Annotated in this window: 19 protein-coding genes and 2 tRNA genes; 14 read left to right on the forward strand and 7 right to left on the reverse strand. The window is 32.1% G+C overall.

Annotated elements, in window-relative coordinates; genetic code table 11:
* Positions 1-921: 921 nt before the first annotated feature.
* A complete protein-coding gene (locus H0I23_RS10300; RefSeq protein WP_216783221.1) occupies positions 922-1,311 on the forward strand; it encodes a DUF2306 domain-containing protein in 390 nt (129 codons plus the stop codon).
* Positions 1,312-1,393: 82 nt separating this feature from the next.
* On the opposite strand, the gene rpsT is transcribed toward H0I23_RS10300, so the two are convergent.
* The 4 genes from rpsT to proS form a co-directional block, all read right to left on the reverse strand.
* Positions 1,394-1,645, reverse strand: coding sequence for a 30S ribosomal protein S20 (gene rpsT, locus H0I23_RS10305; protein WP_216783222.1), 252 nt, complete (start codon positions 1,643-1,645; stop codon positions 1,394-1,396).
* A gap of 57 nt (positions 1,646-1,702) precedes the next feature.
* Positions 1,703-1,774: transfer RNA gene (locus H0I23_RS10310), tRNA-Glu, on the reverse strand.
* Between the two features lie 59 nt (positions 1,775-1,833).
* Positions 1,834-1,905 (reverse strand) — tRNA-Glu (locus tag H0I23_RS10315).
* Positions 1,906-1,983: 78 nt separating this feature from the next.
* Positions 1,984-3,459 carry a proline--tRNA ligase gene (gene proS, locus H0I23_RS10320; protein ID WP_216783223.1) on the reverse strand — a complete coding sequence of 492 codons (1,476 nt, stop codon included), beginning with the start codon at positions 3,457-3,459 and terminating at the stop codon, positions 1,984-1,986.
* A 99-nt stretch (positions 3,460-3,558) separates the two neighbouring features.
* Between proS and H0I23_RS10325 the strand changes: the two genes are divergently transcribed.
* Together H0I23_RS10325 and H0I23_RS10330 are read left to right on the forward strand one after the other, a co-directional pair.
* On the forward strand, positions 3,559-4,719 hold the full coding sequence (locus H0I23_RS10325; RefSeq protein ID WP_216783224.1) for a hypothetical protein: 1,161 nt from the start codon (positions 3,559-3,561) through the stop codon (positions 4,717-4,719).
* A gap of 33 nt (positions 4,720-4,752) precedes the next feature.
* A complete protein-coding gene (locus H0I23_RS10330; protein WP_216783225.1) occupies positions 4,753-6,261 on the forward strand; it encodes an OmpP1/FadL family transporter in 1,509 nt (502 codons plus the stop codon).
* A gap of 49 nt (positions 6,262-6,310) precedes the next feature.
* Here the strand turns inward: H0I23_RS10330 and H0I23_RS10335 are convergent, their stop codons facing one another.
* Both H0I23_RS10335 and H0I23_RS10340 read right to left on the reverse strand, forming a co-directional pair.
* Positions 6,311-7,750 (reverse strand): T9SS type B sorting domain-containing protein, encoded by a 1,440-nt coding sequence (locus tag H0I23_RS10335; protein WP_216783226.1) that lies wholly within the window; start codon positions 7,748-7,750, stop codon positions 6,311-6,313.
* A gap of 107 nt (positions 7,751-7,857) precedes the next feature.
* Positions 7,858-9,651, reverse strand: a complete 1,794-nt coding sequence (locus H0I23_RS10340) for a T9SS type B sorting domain-containing protein (RefSeq protein ID WP_216783227.1) — start codon at positions 9,649-9,651, stop codon at positions 7,858-7,860.
* Positions 9,652-9,787: 136 nt separating this feature from the next.
* On the opposite strand from H0I23_RS10340, the gene folE reads away from it, so the two are divergent.
* Together folE and cysS are read left to right on the forward strand one after the other, a co-directional pair.
* On the forward strand, positions 9,788-10,468 hold the full coding sequence (folE, locus tag H0I23_RS10345) for a GTP cyclohydrolase I FolE (protein WP_216783228.1): 681 nt from the start codon (positions 9,788-9,790) through the stop codon (positions 10,466-10,468).
* A gap of 15 nt (positions 10,469-10,483) precedes the next feature.
* Positions 10,484-11,965 carry a cysteine--tRNA ligase gene (gene cysS / locus H0I23_RS10350; protein ID WP_216783229.1) on the forward strand — a complete coding sequence of 494 codons (1,482 nt, stop codon included), beginning with the start codon at positions 10,484-10,486 and terminating at the stop codon, positions 11,963-11,965.
* A 7-nt stretch (positions 11,966-11,972) separates the two neighbouring features.
* Here the strand turns inward: cysS and H0I23_RS10355 are convergent, their stop codons facing one another.
* Entirely contained in the window at positions 11,973-12,887 is a 915-nt protein-coding gene (locus H0I23_RS10355) for an AraC family transcriptional regulator (protein ID WP_216783230.1), read from the reverse strand.
* A 220-nt stretch (positions 12,888-13,107) separates the two neighbouring features.
* On the opposite strand from H0I23_RS10355, the gene H0I23_RS10360 reads away from it, so the two are divergent.
* The 9 genes from H0I23_RS10360 to H0I23_RS10400 all read left to right on the forward strand — a co-directional run bounded on the left by H0I23_RS10360 (position 13,108) and on the right by H0I23_RS10400 (position 21,296).
* Positions 13,108-14,631: an aldehyde dehydrogenase family protein gene (locus tag H0I23_RS10360; RefSeq protein WP_216783231.1), complete on the forward strand. Its 1,524-nt coding sequence runs from the start codon at positions 13,108-13,110 to the stop codon at positions 14,629-14,631.
* Positions 14,632-14,642: 11 nt separating this feature from the next.
* On the forward strand, positions 14,643-15,023 hold the full coding sequence (locus H0I23_RS10365) for a DUF779 domain-containing protein (protein ID WP_216783232.1): 381 nt from the start codon (positions 14,643-14,645) through the stop codon (positions 15,021-15,023).
* Positions 15,024-15,122: 99 nt separating this feature from the next.
* Entirely contained in the window at positions 15,123-15,344 is a 222-nt protein-coding gene (gene yidD / locus H0I23_RS10370; RefSeq protein ID WP_216783233.1) for a membrane protein insertion efficiency factor YidD, read from the forward strand.
* Between the two features lie 99 nt (positions 15,345-15,443).
* On the forward strand, positions 15,444-16,406 hold the full coding sequence (lgt, locus tag H0I23_RS10375) for a prolipoprotein diacylglyceryl transferase (RefSeq protein ID WP_216783234.1): 963 nt from the start codon (positions 15,444-15,446) through the stop codon (positions 16,404-16,406).
* Complete coding sequence (locus H0I23_RS10380; RefSeq protein ID WP_216783235.1) at positions 16,406-16,888, forward strand: DUF192 domain-containing protein; 483 nt, start codon at positions 16,406-16,408, stop codon at positions 16,886-16,888. The genes lgt and H0I23_RS10380 overlap by 1 nt, the downstream gene beginning before the upstream one ends.
* Before the next feature lie 28 nt (positions 16,889-16,916).
* Positions 16,917-17,423: a GNAT family N-acetyltransferase gene (locus H0I23_RS10385; RefSeq protein ID WP_254073589.1), complete on the forward strand. Its 507-nt coding sequence runs from the start codon at positions 16,917-16,919 to the stop codon at positions 17,421-17,423.
* A gap of 25 nt (positions 17,424-17,448) precedes the next feature.
* Complete coding sequence (locus H0I23_RS10390) at positions 17,449-18,681, forward strand: ATP-binding cassette domain-containing protein (RefSeq protein ID WP_216783237.1); 1,233 nt, start codon at positions 17,449-17,451, stop codon at positions 18,679-18,681.
* Positions 18,682-19,111: 430 nt separating this feature from the next.
* On the forward strand, positions 19,112-19,816 hold the full coding sequence (locus H0I23_RS10395) for a response regulator transcription factor (protein ID WP_216783238.1): 705 nt from the start codon (positions 19,112-19,114) through the stop codon (positions 19,814-19,816).
* Positions 19,806-21,296 (forward strand): HAMP domain-containing sensor histidine kinase, encoded by a 1,491-nt coding sequence (locus H0I23_RS10400; protein WP_216783239.1) that lies wholly within the window; start codon positions 19,806-19,808, stop codon positions 21,294-21,296. The genes H0I23_RS10395 and H0I23_RS10400 overlap by 11 nt, the downstream gene beginning before the upstream one ends.
* Positions 21,297-21,403 lie beyond the last annotated feature (107 nt).

The raw sequence follows: 21,403 nt of genomic DNA on the forward strand, positions 1-21,403 counted from the left end.
TTAAGAAAGTATAGTAAATGAACTGAAAGTAAAATTATTAAACTCTCTAATTTCTTATTTTTAAATATATTTACAAAAATCACAAAAACGCCCCCTAAAATAATTGAAAAATTTACTTATTATCAATAAAAATACTGAAAGAGTATGTCTAAAATAATAAACATACTCCAAGATAATTTATTCATGATATTTTATGTAACATCATTATTATTTTCATTATTTAATTATAAGAAATACTATCACACGCCTTTAAAATATTTTCCAATTCTCTTATTCTATATTTTCTTAACAGAATACCTTGGCTTTCTAATAAAAATAGACCCTACAAAAAATCCATTTTATTCAGAGTTATATGCTAATTACAATTACGTAATCTACTTTATATATCATCAATTTTTTTTTATTTACTTCTACTTCCTTTTTTGGAAATGTTGCGTGTTAAAGAAAAATAAAAAAATCATTTTTTATGGCATAATAGGCTTTATTATCATCACTACAACAAATGCTTTTTATAGAAACATAGCTACAAATAGGCAGTTATTTGCAGACACCTACTCCTCTATATTATTAATAATATCTATTGTACTATATTTTTCAGAAAAATTTAGAAAAATAGAACTTAGAAAGTCTATTCTTTTTTGGATAAGTATAGGCCTAGTTGTTTATCAAATAATTTATGCACCAATAAATATCATTTACAGCTATTTAACCTACGAAACTAATTATATTTATTACCAACTTAAACCTATACATTTATCAGCTACTTATTTTATGCACTTATGTTTTATGATAGGCCTCACCAAGAAAAAACTTTAAGACCTACATTAACAAAATACAGTTCAGCATACCTCTTCCACAGTTCAGTCATCATTATCAATACCCCATAGGTTACTTTTATTATTTTAGTAAAAAAACAACCTTATGACCACAACTTACAAAATTTTAATGTTTACACATTTAATAACTGTTACACCTTGTTTATTTATTGGTGCTTATCTATTATTATTTAGTAAAGGAACTCCTAAACATCGGTTAATTGGCAAAATCTATCTTTCGCTAATGTTTTTTACCGCTATTGTAAGTCTATTTATTCCTGCCCATGTAGGCAGCCAATTCTTAAATCACTTCGGTTGGATACATTTATTTAGCTTATTAACAATTTATTCAGTCCCCACATCCATATTAGCGATCAAAAAAGGCAATATTAGAGTTCATAAATTTAAAATGGTAAGTTTATATTTCGGAGCACTTATAATTGCAGGAGGATTCACCTTAGCACCTGGAAGATATTTACACTCTGTATTTTTTTAGATAAAACAGAGCTACGATAGAAAACAAAAAAGCGCTCAATCTTGAGATTGAGCGCTTTTAATATTATTAAAATTAGCTTAAATTATAGAGCAGCTAATTGCTTAGATAACTTACTTTTTAAGTTAGCAGCTTTATTAGAATGAATGATATTGCGTTTTGCTAATTTATCAATCATACTAACAACTGTAGGAAATAATGTTTCAGCAGATTTTTTATCTTCTTCAGCACGTAACTTTCTCAATGCATTACGCATTGTTTTGTGTTGGTATTTGTTACGTAAACGTACTGACTCGTTTCTTCTGATTCTCTTTAACGCTGACTTGTGATTTGCCATTTTATTTCTTATTTGTTTAATTTAGGATTTATTAAAATCCCGAAAATGTTTTTTTAGTAGTCCGTAGGGGAATCGAACCCCTGTTACCAGGATGAAAACCTGGCGTCCTAACCCCTAGACGAACGGACCATTGTTTTAACTAGAACTTTTTAAATTCGGTTAAAAACTTACGCTTTCAACTTCCTTAGTAGTCCGTAGGGGAATCGAACCCCTGTTACCAGGATGAAAACCTGGCGTCCTAACCCCTAGACGAACGGACCATTGCCTTGCGCAATTGCGGATGCAAAAATACAACTATTTTTTACTATTGCAATAGCTAGCTATTATTTTTTTTAAAATTAATAGGCCTTTGCAAATAATACTCTTTTAGAAGACGGTTTTCCGGTCACCATACAGCTCCCATTTTCCAGCTTCGCATCTATCGGAATGCAACGTATTGTTGCCTTCGTCTCATTTTTAACTTTTTCTTCTGTTTCAGAAGTCCCGTCCCAATGTGCAGAAATAAAACCGCCTTTATTTTTTAAAACTTCTTTAAATTCATCATAAGAATTAACTTCTGTTATGTGATTTGAACGATAATCTGATGCTTTTTTATAAATATTCTTCTGAATATCCTCTAATAAAAATTCTATTTTATCAATAATCGAATCTGCATTTACAGTCTCTTTTTCAAAAGTATCTCTCCTTGCTACCTCAAAAGTGTTGTTATCCATATCTCTTTGACCTATAGCCAAACGAATAGGAACACCCTTTAACTCATATTCTGCAAACTTAAAGCCAGGCTTATATGTATCCCTATTATCAAACTTAACAGAAATTCCTTTCTTTTTTAACTCTTTTACTAGAGGAGCAACTCTTTCTGAAATTGCATCAAGTTGATCATCACCTTTATAAATTGGTACAATAACTACTTGAATAGGCGCTAATTTTGGAGGTAAAACCAATCCATTATCATCACTATGTGTCATTACCAAAGCCCCCATCAATCGAGTAGAAACCCCCCATGAAGATGCCCAAACATATTCTTGCTTCCCTTCTTTCGTTGCAAACTTAACATCAAAAGCTTTTGCGAAATTTTGCCCTAAAAAATGCGATGTACCTGCCTGTAAGGCTTTTCCATCTTGCATTAATGCTTCAATACAATATGTTTCTATCGCACCTGCAAAACGCTCTGATGGCGTCTTCAAACCTTTAATGACAGGCATTGCCATAAAATTTTCTGCAAAATCAGCATATACATTCATCATTTGCTCTGTTTCCTCTATTGCCTCACTTTCAGTTGCATGTGCCGTATGCCCTTCTTGCCATAAAAATTCAGCAGTACGCAAAAACAAACGAGTTCTCATCTCCCATCGAACAACATTTGCCCATTGGTTAACTAATATTGGCAAATCTCTATAAGATTGTATCCACCTTCTGTAAGTATCCCAAATAATAGTTTCTGATGTTGGCCTAACAATAAGCTCTTCTTCTAATTTTGCATCAGGATCTACAATAATCCCACTTCCATCTTCAGCATTTTTCAATCTATAATGTGTCACAACAGCACATTCTTTAGCAAAACCTTCTATATGACTTGCCTCTTTACTTAAATACGATTTCGGAATAAACAAAGGGAAATAAGCATTCTCATGCCCTGTTTCTTTGAACTTTGCATCTAAAGCCGCCTGCATTTTCTCCCAGATAGCATAGCCATACGGTTTGATAACCATACAACCTCTTACTCCTGAATTTTCAGCTAAATCTGCTTTAACAACGAGTTCATTATACCATTTAGAATAATCCTCGCTTCTTTTCGTTAAGTTTTTACCCATGTTTACTAGTTTGGCACAAAACTTGTGCTTTTATTTTAAAAAAAATAGTTCGGTAAAACTAACTATTTTTACAATGTTCAACAATTAAATTTCTAATAGATGATACATACTATACCCTTCAAAAAAATTAGAAGATCTTTATTAATACTTGCCTCTGCCCTATTTTTAGCTTCTTGCGGTTCGTATCAACAATCTTCATATTATGATAATGATGGAATTTATTCTAATAATAACCAGCAAGTTACCGATAATAATCCACAACAATACCAAACAAACGATAATGAATATGCTGCTTATTTTGGAGAAAAAGCAGATCAATATCAAGATATTTTAGATAATGAAATATTTACTGATATTGATGATTATTACGGTCAGGCTGAATATACTGATGAAGAATTAGCTTATCAAGACGATTCTAATAACTATGATGGCTATGGTGGATGGGGTGAAAACCCTACAAGCGTTTCGATAAACTACAATAACAATTTAGGTTGGGGTGGTTACAATCATTGGGGATATGGATACGGAGCATATGGCTACGGTTACAACAATTGGGGTTGGGGCGGTTATAACTCATATTACGGAAGACCTTGGGGTTACAACAGATGGAATAGCTGGGGAGGATACGGATATGGGTATGGATACGGTTATAATTATGGCTGGAACAACTATTATAGACCTTATGGTTATTATAATGCTAATAGATATTACAACAATAATTATAACAGAAGATATGCCTACAACTCAAGAGGCAGAAACTTTACTAACACCAATAATTTAAGAACTTCGTACAGAAGTACGCCATCAAGAAGTAGATCAGCTTCTAACACTGCAAGATATAGAACTACAAGTAGCAGGTCTACAAATAACACAAGAGCTTACAGATCTTCTACTACAAATAGAAATACTCAATATAGAACAACAAGAAGCACAAGAGTTTCTCCGACTTATAGAAATTCTTCAAGCAGTAGTGGATACCAAAGAGGCACAACTACTAGTTCTAGAACATCTAGAAGTACAGCACCAACAAGAACATATACCCCACGAAGCTCTTCTTCTTCATCTACAGGCGTAAGGTCATCAAGCTCTAGAAGTAGCTCTCCTACTACAAGAAGTTCTAGCTCTGGAAGCCGCAATAGCGGATCTTCTGTAAGAAGTTCTAGCAGCAGATCAAGCAGCAGTGGATCTTCTTCAAGAAGCTCTAGTAGCGGGAGTAGCAGCAGATCTTCTTCAGGAAGCAGTAGAGGAAGAAGCAACTAAATTTAGTATTTAAAAAGGCTTAAAAAAATTGAAATGAAAAAATCTATAGTTTTCGTAATAACATTGGCATGTTCATTTGCCAGCGCACAAAACATTAATGATGTTTTACGTTTTAACACTAGCAACACCCAAGGCACCGCAAGATACCAAGCAATGAGTGGTGCTTTTGGTGCTCTTGGCGGAGATTTATCCTCACTAAATAACAACCCTGCTGGTTCTGCCGTATTCAACAACAGCTTAATCTCTTTTTCAGGAACCAATTATAATTTAAAAAACACAGTAACTACTAGAAGTGGAATAGCTCCAAGAGCTAGTAATAACAATTTCCAAATTAATCAAATTGGTGGTGTTTCTGTATTAAAAAACAGCAATCCAAACTCTGATTGGAAAAAGATTACGCTTGCTTTCAATTATGATAGAACTCAAAATTTCAATAGTCAATATAGCGCAGCTTATAATACAGATACAGGTATTGATAATTATTTTTTAAATTTTGCCCAAGGCACTCCTTTAGGCCCATTAAAATTGCAAAATAATGAATTTATTGAAAATGCTTATTTAGATATCGGAGCCAGTTTAGGTTTTGCTGACCAACAAGCCTTTTTAGGTTTTTTCGGAGGCATTATAGACCCTGTTGATATTAATAACGATAATAATACTGACTACATAAGCCTAACTAAATACAATACTGTAAATCAAAATTACAGAAAAACAACCTCAGGTTATAATGATAAATTTACTTTTAATATTGCTTCTCAATATCAAGAGAATTTATACTTAGGCGCTTCTATAAACGTTCATTCTATTTTATACGATCAACTTAATGAGCTAAGCGAAAATGGTTACGATGCAGATTCTGAAGTTCAATTTTCATCATTCGACAATTACTTAAGAACTCAAGGAAACGCTTTTTCTTTTAGTCTAGGTGCAATTGCTAAAGTAAACGATGCTATTAGACTTGGAGGTAGTTACGAATCACCTACATGGTATCGACTATTTGATGAATCTTCACAACAGATAAATTCTAATATTGCCGATGGTGATATTGGCTTTTTAGATTTAAACATCATTAATGTTTATGAAAAATATACTATAAAAACACCTTCTAAACTTACGGGTAGTTTAGCTTTAGTTTTTGGAACGGATGGATTATTGAGTTTAGATTATGGCTACCAAGATATGTCACAAGCTGAATTAAGACCAGAAAGTGATTCTAATTTTGCTGATGAAAATATTTTTATAAGTCAGCAACTACAAGCTGTTTCTAGCTTAAGACTTGGTGGCGAATACAGAATTAAGCAAATAAGCTTAAGAGGTGGCTATCATTATGAGCAAACCCCCTATATTAATGAAAGAATTGGAGATTTAAATGGTATATCAGGTGGTATTGGCTATAGTTTTGGGCCAAGTAAATTAGATATGGCCATAAATACATATTCTAGAGATATAAATGAAAATGTACTAAGCACAGATACCGCACCTACATTTAGCATCGACCAAAAAAATACTAATGTTACATTAACATACACGGTTAATTTTTAATAAAAAACATTATATATCAAATAAACTAAAGACTCACGAAAGTGGGTCTTTATCTTTTTAAAGAAAAATGATTCTGTGCTAATTTAGTCACTAAAACCCCATTTTCAGGTTCAGCATACTCGAGTTTAAACCAATAATCTGAAGCTGGCATCTGACCACCAATGTATGTACCATCCCAAGGCGTGTTTTCATTTAGTTGCTTCAAGAGTTTACCATATCTATCAAAAACATACACCATAGGGTCTGTCAACTCTTCTAACCCCTTTATATTCCATTCATCATTAATACCATCGCCATTTGGTGTGAAAAATTTAGGATAACCAATTACCAAAAACTCTATTGGCTCTGTAATTCCACAATTATTTTTATCATTTACAATCACCATATTTAAACCCGGAGGCACATCTAAAAAGATAGGACTGTCTTGAAACTCACCTCCATTTATAGCATATTCAAATGACCCATTCCCTCTTTCATCCTCTACAATAACCTCAATATTATTCTGATCGGGGTTGTTTGATAGGTTCGAGTTAAGAGTAACAACATCTTGTAATACAGGAGGACCAAAAACAGTTACTAATACACCGCTTTCATCAACAACCGTAATTGGTGATCCTGAAGCTGTAGTAATTTCAACAAAATACCTCCCTGAACTTAAAATTTCAGTAGATACAATTAATTCATCTGCTACACCTATTGGCCCACTTAACAAATTATCATCATCAACAATACCATCATCGTCATAATCTACATACCACCTTATATTAGCTATATCTGGTCCCGCAGGAGACCGCAAAGCACTTAACACAATATCAGCATCATCTTCACAGGCAACAATATCCAAACCTAAAAACTCATCTCGCAAGGTGCAATCTAAAGCTGTATCTTGATCCGCACTTACAGAACTACCAGTAAATGTAATTCCAAAAGATTCTGGATCACCGTCGAAATTCGTGTTATAGTTATTTATTAAAATGTAATATATTTCCCCAGTAGTTACTTGCAAATACTCATCGTATGTATTTAAGCTTTGTGTTAAGTTTGGACGACCTATATCGCCATTTTCAGGATTTACGCCTAATCCAGTAAAATCAGTATCATTAACTTCATAATTGCAACGAATAGGTTCCGCCGTACCATTACTAATAGCAGCACAATCAACATCTGGCCCGTAAACTGCAAAATCCCATTCAGCTGTTGTCGAAAGAGCTTCTAAATCAAACCCAACTTCACCATCAGTACCAGCACGGAAAACAAACCATGAAGTATTATGCTCTATATTTGAACTTGAACCACTACCTTTTTCTAAGCAACCTGTTTGAACCATGTTTTCTGGATCAAAATCCTCAATATCACCAAGCCCATTTGCCTTACCAATATAAGGCATATCAGCACATACAGGAATTGCTGTTCTACAATCGGGCGAATTTTGGGAATAACTAATTAAAGAGAACAATAGTGTGGATATAAAAATGAATGGTATTCTCATAATAATGATGATCTGTGGTGCTTTCTAGTAACTTTATATACGCTGATTTAGTATTTTTAGCTGATATATTTTACCGTTAATCGATGAAATACACAAAAAATGACTTTCTATCGCTTTAAAGAAAAATGACTATTTATATATTTTGCTACTGTACGGTCTCCATTTTCTTCTAAATAACTTAACTGAAACCAATAATCTGAAGCAGGCATTTGCACTCCGTTGTAAAAACCATCCCAACTAATTTTTAAAGGGTTTAGTTGCTTCATTAGCTTACCATAACGATCGAATATTAAAACAACAGGACTATTGAGTTGATCCAACCCTTCTACCAACCATTGATCATTAATACCATCTCCATTTGGTGTAAAAAATTTTGAAAAGCCCATTACAACAATACTTTCTGTAACCGAACCACATCCTTCAATATCTCGAACCTCAATAATATGCGATCCTGGTAAGACAGTATTAAAAAATGACTCAGTTTGATATTCTCCATCATCAATTCGGTACTCAAAATTACCATCGAACTCCGTTTCTATTGTTACCGTATTATTTTCTTGTAAGCTTTCTATTATTACATTTGAAATTATTGGTGTTCTAGAAATTATTACATCAACAGTAAAAACCTCTGAACAAACAACACCTGAAATAATACTAGAAATAGTTACCGTATAAAAACCTTCAGAGTTCACTAGTATCGAAGGTGTATTCTCACCTGTACTCCACTCATAAGTAAAATTATTATTCGGAGTATCATCTCCTACAATAACTGTTGTATTTCCTTCACAAACGGATACTATACTCGGAAAATCCTGCTCGATTTCTTCTGAAACAATCAAATCAAAATTTTGAGAAACATCAAAACATTTTGGATTTTCAAATGAATTTACACGTATATAAATTGTTTCTACTCCTTGATTTTTTTTATGATTTTTATTCAAATTATTTACACCACTTACGGCATCTGAAAAATTAGAATGGTATGAAACAATAAACCTATCTGAACTTTGACTTCCTAATACTTCTGCATCAATAGCGGCCAAATCATAAGTGTCTTCACTATAACAAACCACCTTATCATCCACAGGGCTCGCCGTAGGGTTAGGGGTAAAATTAACCTGAACATCACTTATAATAGTTTCTCCTGGCAAGGTAACCACTACCCTATATAAACCAGAATTAACAACCTCAAAAGTTGCATTATTCTCGCCTATAATTTGATCAAAACCACTATTACTTTCTACATACCAATCATAAGAAAGAACATTAGCAGTTGTCGCATCCAATTCTATAAAATCAGATTCACATGCTGCTATAGGCGGACCTAAAAGGTTGTTTATTATTGTACAATCTAAAGCATCATAAGGGTTGGTAACAAATATATTTCCTGAAAATTGTATTGAAAAACCTGAATTTATATTCGAAAAATTATTGATTAACAAATAATAATCTTCCCCAGGAACCACATCTAACCAGTCTTCATAACTCAGGTTTTCCGTATTCCCTGTAGGATCTTCGCCAACTCCTAAAAAAGAATCTTGATCATCGTTTTCTTTAAAATTACAACGCACTGGCTCACCAAGGTTATTACAATCGGCTGATTTATAAAGTGCAAAATCCCAATCCTCACTAGAATCCATACTAATATTAAACCCTAATTGCCCCGATGCTCCTGTTCTAAAACGATACCATGCAGAGTTTGATTCTATTGCCCCAGATAATGATTTTTCTAAACAACCAGACTCATTTGCCCCGTTAAAGTCATCTATACCATAACTATCTGTGCCACTATTTACTGGCGTATTATTACATATAGGTATTGCTGTTGAGCAATCAGGAGATATTTGCGCAACAGAAAAAAGAGAAAACAATAAAAAGATTATAAATAAACTATATTTCATAAGACGATAGTCCTTCGTAAGGATAAATATAAAAACTCGACATAACGCTCACTAATTAATGTTGTGTAACATAGGTAAACATGCTATTAAATATTAGATTATGTATATCTTTGCAGCACTTAAGAGATAATTTAAGATGAAAATTGACAGCACATTAGAAGAGCAATTTGAAGAAATGGGAGATAACCATTTAGCTACTTCTGAAGATACTCCATTACGAAAAGACGCTTTTAAATTAAGCGATGAGGAGAAAATTGATAAAATAAAAGCAAACGTTTCTGAGATTTTAGAAACCTTAGGCCTCGACCTAACCGACGATAGCTTAAAAGGCACCCCGAATAGGGTTGCTAAAATGTTTGTAAAAGAAATTTTCTCTGGTTTACATCCAGAGAAAAAACCAAAATCGTCAACATTTGATAATAAATACAAGTACGGTGAAATGTTAGTTGAAAAAAACATAACATTATACAGCACTTGCGAACATCATTTATTACCAATTGTAGGTAGAGCTCACGTAGCCTACATATCTAATGGTAATGTAGTTGGTTTATCAAAAATGAATCGTATTGTTGATTATTTCGCAAAAAGACCACAAGTTCAAGAACGATTAACTATTCAAATTGTACGAGAACTACAACATGTTTTAAACACAGAAGATGTAGCCTGTATTATAGACGCTAAACATTTATGCGTAAATTCAAGAGGTATTCGCGATATAGAAAGTAGCACAGTAACTGCCGAGTACGGTGGTAAATTTAAAGAAGAAGCTACTCGTCGTGAATTTTTAAACTTCATCAAATTAGAAACAAAATTTTAACGTTCTACATTTAGCATGCAATTATATAAAAGTCAAAATCTAAAAGTTTACAATTCTTTATCCGGAAAAAAAGAAATTTTAGAACCTATCACTGAAGGTATTATCGGAATGTATGTTTGCGGACCAACAGTATACAGCAATGTACATTTAGGTAACTGCCGTACATTTATGTCTTTTGATATGATTTTTAGATATCTAAAGCATTTGGGTTACAAGGTACGTTATGTACGTAACATTACAGATGCAGGGCATTTAGAAAATGATGCTGAGGATGGCGAAGATAAAATTGCAAAAAAAGCACGCTTAGAACTAATTGAACCCATGGAAGTTGTTCAGCGATATACTGTTGATTTCCATAATATATTACAGAAATTTAATTTTCTACCTCCTAGTATTGAACCAACTGCTACGGGGCATATTATAGAGCAAATAGAAATTATTAAAGATATTCTTAAAAAAGGATATGCTTATGAGAAAAATGGATCAGTTTATTTTAACGTTCCTAAATTCAACGAATCTCATAACTACGGTAAATTAAGCGGTAGAAAGTTAGAAGACATGATTGCAAATACTCGCGAATTAGCTGCTCAAGATGAGAAGCTAAGTCCACAAGATTTTGCACTTTGGAAAAAAGCTGAACCACAACATATCATGAGATGGCCTTCTCCTTGGGGAGATGGTTTTCCTGGCTGGCACCTAGAGTGTACCGCTATGAGCACCAAGTATTTAGGTAAATCATTTGACATACACGGTGGTGGTATGGATTTGAAATTCCCGCATCATGAATGCGAAATTGCTCAAGCCGAAGCTACAAACGGAGTATCGCCTGTTAAATATTGGTTGCATGCCAATATGCTGACAATGAATGGCAAAAAAATGGCAAAATCTACAGGTAATAATATTTTACCTGACGAGATTTTTTCAGGAGATAACGATATTCTTTCAAAAGCTTTCTCACCTACTGTTGTTCGCTTTTTTATGATGCAAGCACACTATACTAGCATATTAGATTTAAGTAGTGATGCTTTACTTGCTTCAGAAAAAGGATATTTAAAATTGATGGATTCTTTAACTTCAATCGATAATTTAGAAGCCTCTAGCAGTACTGATTTTGATATAAACGCATGGAAACAGAAATGTTACGATGCAATGAATGATGATTTCAATACACCTACTTTAATTGCTCATTTATTTGAAGCTGTTAAACATATAAACTTGATTAAAGAAGGGAACGAAAAAATTACAGCTGAAGATAAAGTGCTATTAAAAATTACATTAAATGATTTCATTTTCGACATTTTAGGTATTGAAGACAAGAATGAATCTGGCGTTGATTCTGATAAGTTACCAGATGTTGTTTCTTTACTTATACAATTAAGAAAAGATGCGCGTGATAATAAAGACTTTGCTACTTCAGATAAAATAAGAGATCAATTAGCAGCTTTAGGCATACAACTTAAAGATGGTAAAGACGGAACCACTTTTAGCATTTCGTAAATTACTATCAAAAATACTGTTGCATTTTTAGTTGATATTCTCCCGGAGAAATATGTTGTTTGGTTTTGAAAACCCTATTAAAATAAGAACGGCTTTCAAAACCACACTCCATATAAACATCTTTTATCTTTCTTTTAGGGTTTTGTAATAAACTTACCGCCAATTTTATTCTTTCATTTTTAATAAACTCTACTGGCGATATCCTTAATTCGCTTTTGAAAACACGATGAAAATGAGATGGACTCATACATGCCTTTTTACTTAATTCTTCAATAGTTAATGGTTCATGAATATTACTTCTAATATATTTTACAATAAAAGACAACCTATTATCTTCTGTTAAAGACAATGTTTCTTTAGTATAAATTTTTTGTTGGTTCGTTTGTAAAATTCTAATTATAAGTTCACGCAACATGTTATCTACAAAAAAATCTTTTGAAGCGTGGTTCTCTGTAAATAAAAATAGTAAGCGCTGTAGTATTTGATAAATTCCTGAGTCATTTACAAAGTGAAAATTATAATCCATTAAACTCCATTCTTTACCACTATCCTTAGGCATGTTTTCGTTCATTAAACGCAAAACATTATTTATTTTCTCTTCAGAAATGGCCATGGCCAAACATTTTGTCGGGTTCTTATCTTCTGCTTCAGGAAAATCTATAGACATAATTTCCTTTGCTGGCAATATTAAAGATTCTCCTGGTAAAAATTGAAAAGATTGATGATCTCTTAAATGCATCACTTTTTTACCCATTATCATACTTGCTAAAACAGGCTGATCAAACTGCAACATAACTTTATCTGCTTGTTCATGTGTTTCAAAAACATGCATAGCTGCATTATTTAAAGTATATGAAGTCTGGTTTTCTACAAGAGACTCTAATTTTCTTCCTTTAATAAATTCGTCAGATAACTTAAGCATAACTACTAATTTCAACAATTAAAAAATAGATAACATATTAAATTTATAAAAAAATACGCTAATAATTGTTAAAATCATAAAGTATGATAGTATTGTTCATCAAATTGATAGAATTATTCAAATAAAATAAAAAAATGAAAAGTACTTTTATGAAGTAGCTGAAAATCAACACTTCATAAAATTGATCGCTATAAAATATAAACATTTAAAATATTGAATCATGAGCAACGTACAAACAACAGAACGCAATGTATTAGAAAAACCTAAATTCAAAAGTCAATATGAAAATTATATTGGAGGCAAATGGACATCTCCTATAAAAGGAGAGTATTTTGACAATACATCGCCTGTAGATGGTAATGTATTTACAAAAATAGCAAGATCAACATCAGAAGATATTGAGTTTGCAATTGATGCAGCATGGAAAGCAGCGCCAGGCTGGAACAACTCATCAGCAACAACGCGCAGCAATATGCTTTTAAAAATTGCGGATGTAATGGAGCAAAACTTAGAAATTTTAGCTCGTGCAGAAACATGGGATAATGGCAAAGCTATTAGAGAAACACGTGCTGCAGATATACCATTAGCTGTAGACCATTTTAGATACTTTGCAGGTGTTATAAGAGCGGAAGAAGGGTCAGTAAGTGAATTAGATGCTAACACTGTAGCACTTAACGTAACTGAACCACTTGGCGTAGTTGCACAAATCATTCCTTGGAATTTTCCGATACTTATGGCTACATGGAAACTTGCACCTGCGTTAGCCGCCGGAAACTGTGTTATTATAAAGCCCGCAGAACAAACACCTGTTGGTATATTAGTACTTATGGAATTGATTGAAAATATTTTACCTGCTGGTGTATTAAATATTGTTAATGGTTTTGGCGCAGAAGCTGGTAAACCATTAGCATCAAGTCCTCGCATAAATAAAGTAGCTTTTACAGGAGAAACAACTACAGGGCAATTAATTATGCAGTATGCTTCTAAAAACATTACACCTGTAACTCTAGAATTAGGAGGGAAATCACCAAATGTTTTCTTTAATAATATAATGGATGCCGATGATGATTTTTTTGACAAATGCCTTGAAGGCGCTGTAATGTTTGCATTAAACCAAGGAGAAGTCTGCACAAGCCCATCAAGAATGCTAGTACAAGAGGACATTTTTGATGCATTTGTAGCTCGTGTAGTTGAAAGAACGAAAGCTATAAAATTAGGTCACCCACTAGACCCAACTACAATGATGGGTGCTCAAGCATCGAATGATCAATATCAAAAAATATTAGATTATATTAAAATTGGAAAAGAAGAAGGTTGTGAAGTTTTAACTGGAGGTGAAGCTGCTTACAACGAAGGCCTTGAGGGTGGATATTATATTCAACCAACAATTTTAAAAGGAAATAATAAGATGCGAGTTTTTCAAGAAGAAATTTTTGGACCTGTTGTTTGCTTAACATCGTTTAAAGATGAAGCTGAGGCTATTGAAATAGCTAATGACACATTATATGGTTTAGGGGCAGGAGTTTGGACAAGAGATACTCACCAGGCTTATAAAATCTCAAGAGCTATACAAGCTGGTAGAGTTTGGGTAAATTGTTACCACCTATACCCTGCTCATGCTCCATTCGGAGGGTATAAAAAATCAGGTATTGGCAGAGAAAATCACAAAATGATGTTAAGTCATTACAGACAAACCAAAAATATGCTTATCTCTTATGATAAAAAAGCAATGGGTTTCTTTTAATAGCATTTAAGATGAATGTAAAAAGAATTTTAATTACTAAGGATGCAGAAATCATTCTGAACACATTAAAAGAAAAGTACGGCGACCTTATGTTCCATCAAAGTGGTGGATGTTGTGATGGTTCTTCTCCTATGTGTTTTGAAAAAGGAGAGTTTATGCTAAATGAAAATGATGTTTGGCTTGATATTACTTCTGATTGTGATTTTTATATGTCTAAAGATCAATACGAATATTGGAAACACACACAACTCACTATTGACACAGTGGTTGGCAGAGGTGCTAGTTTTTCGCTAGAAGTTCCTTTAGGTGTTCGGTTCATTACTAAATCTAGGTTATTTACCGAAGAAGAATCAAACAATTTAGAACCCATTAAATATGCTACAACATATTAATTTGTAATTTATTTTTATAAAAAACCCGCTACTTAGCGGGTTTTCTATTACTATACTTTTATTGTATTTTTGATTGAGATTCCATCAGAAAACCTATTAATGAAAAAGATTCTTATTGCTCCTTTTGTTTTTTTAGTCCGTTTCTACCAGTTAGTTATATCTCCATTAACACCTGCAAGTTGCAGATATGCACCAACTTGCTCACAGTACACACTTGAAGCCTTAAAAAAACATGGTTTATTTAAAGGTGGCTGGTTAGGTTTAAAACGTATTTTCAGTTGCCATCCTTGGGGAGGAAAAGGCTATGACCCTGTTCCTTAAAAGAGTTATTTAACGGTATACAAATTTCTATTTTCTTTATCAATCAATCATTCACCTAGCTTGTATTTTGTTATCTTAGCCTAATAAAAAAATACAAGAATGCACTTTTTAGGAATCAACTGGAATCCAGACGGAACTCTTTTTAATATTGGGTTTATTCAAATTAAATATTACAATCTATTATGGATTGCCGCTTTTGCTCTTGGTTGGCTTGTTATGAAGAAAATTTTTCTTCGTGAGAAAAAAACTATGGAGCAGCTAGACTCCCTTTTTATTCATTGTGTCGTATCTATAATGCTAGGTGCTCGACTAGGCCATGTTTTCTTTTACGACTGGGACTATTACAAGAATCACTTATTAGAAATTTTACTACCTATTCGAGAAAATGCTAACGAAACTTTATTTGGCTTTATTAATGGCTATGAATTTACTGGCTTTACTGGTTTAGCGAGTCACGGAGCTACAATTGGCGCTATTGTTGGCCTTTACCTTTTTACAAGAAAATATAAAGACATAAAATTACTTTGGTTATTAGACCGTGCAGTGGTAGCATCAGCAATTGGTACTTTCTGTGTACGTTTAGGTAATTTTTTTAATTCTGAAATTGTAGGTAAACCTGTTGAGGAATCTTTTATTTTTGCGACTCGATTTATTCGTAATTCAGATGATCTGCCTGCTTATAAGGCCATGGCAATTACAAAAGCAAAAACAGCTAATGTAGCGTATGAACTTATAGAGAACAATCCTAAGTTTGCATCCATTTTAGAGCAAATTCCTTTTAGACACCCAGGACAACTATACGAAGGTATTTGTTATATTTTTGTTTTTATCATTCTTTATCTATTATATTGGAAGACTGACAAAAAAGACAAGCCTGGTTATTTATTTGGTTTATTTTTAGTTTTATTATGGAGTATCAGATTCTTTGTAGAGTTTGTAAAAGAACGCCAAAACTCATTAGATGAATCTATGCAAATACTTTCTATCGGTCAATGGCTAAGTGTACCTTTTGTATTAATTGGTCTCTACTTCATGTTCCGCCCTACTAAAACAAGAGCATAATGAAATTATTTACATCTCTTTTAATTATTACAATAGTTTGCTTCACTTCTTGTAAAGAAAAAGTAAAAAACAAAGTAGAAACTGTTACTGTCGAATTCAAAAAAGAAGGAGAGCTTACTATTTACAAAGCAAAAACAGATTCTATAATCGGCTCTTTTGATATTGAAATTGCAGATACGGAATACGAAACTAGCACAGGATTAATGTACCGAAAATCAATGAAAGCAAACAGAGGTATGTTATTCGTTTTTCCTGATGTAGCTATGCATTCATTTTATATGAAAAATACTGAAATACCTTTAGATCTTGTTTTTATTGATGAGAATATGCACATTGCAAGTTTTCAAGAAAACGCAAAGCCTTTTAATGAAACTGGTTTATCATCTCAAGTACCTGTAAAATATGTTCTAGAACTTAATGCTGGTATTTCAGAAAAATTATTACTTGAGGTAAAAGATAGTATTTCTTTTAAAAAAATATAATTCTGATGTTTTTTTGATGAATTATTTAATGGATAACATAGAATCTGAAAGACTTGTTTTCAGAAAACTAGTTCCTGATGATTTTTCATTATGGCTTCCTTTTCATGAAGACAAAAGAACCTCACAACATTGGGAAGGAATACCAACAAATCCCGTTGATGCTTGTAAAGTTGATTTTGACAGAACATTTTATCGATACAAAAATAACTTAGGAGGCAAACTAGCTTTACTAAAAAAAGATACAAAAGAATTTATAGGTTTATGCGGATTATTGATTCAAGAAATTGATGGCAAGCAAGAGCTTGAGATAGCATACTCTTTACTGCCAAAATATTGGAAAAAAGGTTTTGCAACTGAAGCCGCTATACAGTGTAAAATATATACCACTGAGTATAAATTATCTTCTTCTTTAATTTCAATAATTAGCATCACAAATATACCTTCTCAAAAAGTAGCGTTGCAAAACAAAATGGTTATTGATTACAAAACTTCATATAACAACAATCCTGTATATATCTACAGAGTTCAATTCTAATACTACTCATGCAAAACTTATACAAATGAACAATACTCAACATTATATAGTTTATACGGATAACGAATCAAACATTAATTTATTTACAACACTTATTTTAAAAGGTGAATTACCTGAACTGCTTGTTTCTTTAAAAAATTTAAAAGGAGACGTACTTAACAAGTCAAAAATTAATGATTTAATTTTTGAAGAAGAGGTTCATGATATTAAAATTGCCACAAAAAATACATCACAATCTTTGAAATCAATGTCTAGTGGTGAACAGAAAAAAATAGTTTTAGAACACATCTTATCCCAAAAACCAGATTTTATTCTTTTAGATAGTCCATTTGATAACCTAGATATATCATCAGTACAAATATTAAAAGACAGGTTAAAAGTTATTTCAGAAAAAACATGTTTGATTCTTTTAATTAGCAGGCAAAATGATAGTTTAAGCTTTATAAAAAATCAATTTATACTTTCCAAAGACAATACATTACTAATCTCAAAAAAAATAGAAAAACGAAAGAAAACTGAATTTCTATTACCCATACCAAAACCTCATAATAAAAGTACATATTCAGATGATGTTCTAATAGACATGAAAAACATCACTGTCTCATTTGAAGATAGGATAATACTAAAAAATATAAATTGGACAATTAATCAAAATGAATTTTGGCAGCTTAAAGGCAAAAATGGTAGCGGAAAAACCACATTGCTATCAATGATAACAGGAGAAAACAGTAAAGGATATGGCCAAGAGCTATATTTATTTGGTAATAAAAAAGGTACAGGAGAAAGTATATGGGATATAAAGAAAAAAATAGGATACTACTCCCCTACTTTAACTCATAATTTTAATGGGTTACACTCTGTTGAACACATGCTAATATCTGGGCTAAACGATTCTATCGGACTCTATAAACACCCTACAGAATTACAAAGAAAATTAGCTGATGAATGGCTAGATGTCTTAGATATGAAATCTTTAAAAAATTCTTTATTTATTGATTTAACAACAGGAAATCAGAGATTAGTAATGGTTGCAAGAGCTATGATCAAACAACCTTTGTTATTGATTTTAGATGAACCTACTGAAAACTTAGATGATAAAAGTGCATATTTATTTGTTGATTTAGTCAATAAAATTTCAAAGGAAAGTACTACTACAGTACTTTTTGTTTCTCATAGAGATGAGCCGGGATTAAAACCCAAAAAAATATTTGAACTTCAAAAAACAGAAAATGGTGCCACAGGCTCCATTACAAATTAAAAAAAATTATTATTTAAGATTTTTTTATACCTGATTAATGTCTAAGCATAAATTTGATGAGTTTTAAAGCCAATTGAGCTCATTAACAACTATAGCTACTAAATTCTACCGATAAAATAGTTTTTACTCATTAAATCTATTTAAAATAGCTAATTAATGAAACCTATCTAATTATACCAAGAGTACAAATCTCAATTATTTTAATAGTACTAATTGTAATAACATCTACTATTACCAATCTTCTTTATTACTTAAAAAAAGGCACTAAATAACAGCTTATAATTAGAAATAATATAAAGTTTCGTAGCTATTTGTAAGGAGGCTATATTAAAGACTACCAATAACATACCTAAATTATAAAAAGCAAAAAGTGAAAATAGCTAAGTTGTGATGTTAGCGTGATACTTTTTAACTTGATTCGTATATAAATATGAAAAAAATACTAATTATAGAAGATGATCTTGAAATAGTCAAACTTTTAGAGATACATCTTACTGATCAAATTTTTGAGACCTCAAAAGCTACCGATGGTGCTACAGGGCTAGAAATGGCCTTACAAAATGATTACGACTTAATAATACTAGACTTAACATTACCAAATATGAATGGTATTGAAGTTTGTAAAAATTTGAGAGCCAAAAAAAATACTCCAATAATAATGTTAACTGCTAAATCAGAAGAAATTGATCGAGTTTTAGGATTAGAAATTGGTGCTGATGATTACATGACAAAACCATTTAGTATTAGAGAATTATTAGCAAGAATAAAAGCAGTTATGCGAAGAAGCAATACTGTTAAACAAAACACTAAAGAAAGCTCTATTATTAATGTAGACGGAATGCTAATAGATATTGATAAAAGAAAAGTACTTATTAATGATGTAAAAATAGAACTCTCTCCAAAAGAATTTGAACTACTACATCTTATGGCAAACAACCCTGGAAGAAATTATTCGAGAACAGAATTACTGAATATTATATGGGGATATAATTTTAGCGGATATGAACACACCGTAAACTCTCATATTAACAGACTAAGAGCCAAAATAGAAACAGATATGGCAAACCCAAACTACATACTCACCACTTGGGGGATAGGTTATAAATTTAACGAAGATTTACCGCATGAAATCTAAAAGCAAAGCACTAACACCTAAATTAATTAAAAAATTATGGCTTGCATTTGGCTTATTAATTTTATTAATGGGTATATCCTACATTCTTATAACAGGGTACTATGCAAACAAACATAATAGAGCTACAATTCAACAAGTAAATGTCGACGTTGCAAATCATGTAATACAAGAAAAGTTCACAAACGCATCTCCATTTTTAGAAGATGGAAGCGTAAATAAGCTTTTGTTTGGCGATTTAATGCATGATATGATGGCAGTAAACCGCAGTATCGAAGTTTACTTATTAGATGATGTAGGTGAAATTTTATATTCTGTAGTTTTAGATCATAGCAAAAATGCCCCCTCTAAAAAGGTTTCTTTAGAGCCCATTAAACAATTCATTAAAAATAACGGTAGTACGTATATTGAAGGTGATGACCCAAAACACCCTGGTACAAAAAAAATATTTTCAGTAGCACCCTACAATACTCAAGGCAAAAAAGGGTATATCTACATCATTTTAGCTGGCGAAGATTTTCAACATATTAGCGAAGATTTATTGGGCATGTACTTTAAACAATTAGGTTTAGGAGCAACTCTTTTAACCATGCTTTTTGCTGGTATCATTGGCTTATTAAGTATTTGGTTTTTAACTAAAAATTTAAGATTGATTACAAATACAGTAATCCGTTTTAGAGAAGGTGATTTAGAGGCTAGAATTGAGAATTCTGAAAAATCAGATATAGCAATATTCGCAAATTCTTTCAACGAAATGGCTGACACAATCGTAGACAACATGGATAAAATGAAATCTGTTGATTTACTTAGAAGAGAATTAATTGCTAATGTATCTCATGATTTAAGAACTCCTCTAGCTGTTATTAAAGGATATATAGAAACATTACAGATAAAAAAAGAAACACTATCTGAAAAGCAGAAAGAAGAATATTTACAAATAACACACAACAATGTAGATAAACTCTCAAACCTTATAAATCAACTCTTCGAGTATTCTAAATTAGAAGCCGAACAAATTACACCTATTAAAGAGCCATTTTCAATTACTGAACTCTCTTATGATATTATAGCAAAATTCAAGGTTATATCACAGAAAAAAGAAATCAAATTATCGTTAGAATGCCCTGAAGAAAATTGCATGGTATATGCCGATATCAGCCTTGTTGAGAGAGCGCTACAAAACTTAATAGAAAATGCGATAAAATATACAAATCCTTTTGGATCTGTAACACTATCTCTTAAAAAGCTATCAGATGATATTGAAATAAATATATCTGATACTGGAACAGGTATTCCTGTTAACGAGCAACCGTATATCTTTGATCGTTATAAACAAGTAAGCAAAACAAGTAAGCAAGGCCATGGCTTAGGCTTAGCAATTGTAAAAAAAATAATGGATATACATGAAACTACTATTGTTGTTTTAAGTAAACCGAAAGAAGGAAGTTCTTTTATCTTTAACCTACCTTCTTATCAATCTTAAATAAGATAATAACAACAAAATAAAACCCCCAAGAGATAAATCTCTTGGGGGTTCTTTATTTATAAAAGCAAACTAGATAGCTTACTTTTTTTGAATTGGATGATAAA

It is taken from the genome of Cellulophaga sp. HaHaR_3_176 (assembly GCF_019021925.1).
GTDB lineage: Bacteria > Bacteroidota > Bacteroidia > Flavobacteriales > Flavobacteriaceae > Cellulophaga.

Coding starts and splice junctions, on each gene's coding strand:
- folE (WP_216783228.1), top strand. CDS start 9,788: ATGAAAATTGACAGCACATTAGAAGAGCAATTTGAAGAAATGGGAGAT.
- lgt (WP_216783234.1), top strand. CDS start 15,444: ATGCACTTTTTAGGAATCAACTGGAATCCAGACGGAACTCTTTTTAAT.
- H0I23_RS10380 (WP_216783235.1), top strand. CDS start 16,406: ATGAAATTATTTACATCTCTTTTAATTATTACAATAGTTTGCTTCACT.
- H0I23_RS10395 (WP_216783238.1), top strand. CDS start 19,112: ATGAAAAAAATACTAATTATAGAAGATGATCTTGAAATAGTCAAACTT.
- H0I23_RS10390 (WP_216783237.1), top strand. CDS start 17,449: ATGAACAATACTCAACATTATATAGTTTATACGGATAACGAATCAAAC.
- rpsT (WP_216783222.1), bottom strand. CDS start 1,645: ATGGCAAATCACAAGTCAGCGTTAAAGAGAATCAGAAGAAACGAGTCA.
- H0I23_RS10340 (WP_216783227.1), bottom strand. CDS start 9,651: ATGAAATATAGTTTATTTATAATCTTTTTATTGTTTTCTCTTTTTTCT.
- H0I23_RS10400 (WP_216783239.1), top strand. CDS start 19,806: ATGAAATCTAAAAGCAAAGCACTAACACCTAAATTAATTAAAAAATTA.
- H0I23_RS10330 (WP_216783225.1), top strand. CDS start 4,753: ATGAAAAAATCTATAGTTTTCGTAATAACATTGGCATGTTCATTTGCC.
- H0I23_RS10355 (WP_216783230.1), bottom strand. CDS start 12,887: ATGCTTAAGTTATCTGACGAATTTATTAAAGGAAGAAAATTAGAGTCT.
- cysS (WP_216783229.1), top strand. CDS start 10,484: ATGCAATTATATAAAAGTCAAAATCTAAAAGTTTACAATTCTTTATCC.
- H0I23_RS10360 (WP_216783231.1), top strand. CDS start 13,108: ATGAGCAACGTACAAACAACAGAACGCAATGTATTAGAAAAACCTAAA.
- H0I23_RS10365 (WP_216783232.1), top strand. CDS start 14,643: ATGAATGTAAAAAGAATTTTAATTACTAAGGATGCAGAAATCATTCTG.
- H0I23_RS10300 (WP_216783221.1), top strand. CDS start 922: ATGACCACAACTTACAAAATTTTAATGTTTACACATTTAATAACTGTT.
- H0I23_RS10325 (WP_216783224.1), top strand. CDS start 3,559: ATGATACATACTATACCCTTCAAAAAAATTAGAAGATCTTTATTAATA.
- yidD (WP_216783233.1), top strand. CDS start 15,123: ATGAAAAAGATTCTTATTGCTCCTTTTGTTTTTTTAGTCCGTTTCTAC.
- proS (WP_216783223.1), bottom strand. CDS start 3,459: ATGGGTAAAAACTTAACGAAAAGAAGCGAGGATTATTCTAAATGGTAT.
- H0I23_RS10385 (WP_254073589.1), top strand. CDS start 16,917: ATGGATAACATAGAATCTGAAAGACTTGTTTTCAGAAAACTAGTTCCT.
- H0I23_RS10335 (WP_216783226.1), bottom strand. CDS start 7,750: ATGAGAATACCATTCATTTTTATATCCACACTATTGTTCTCTTTAATT.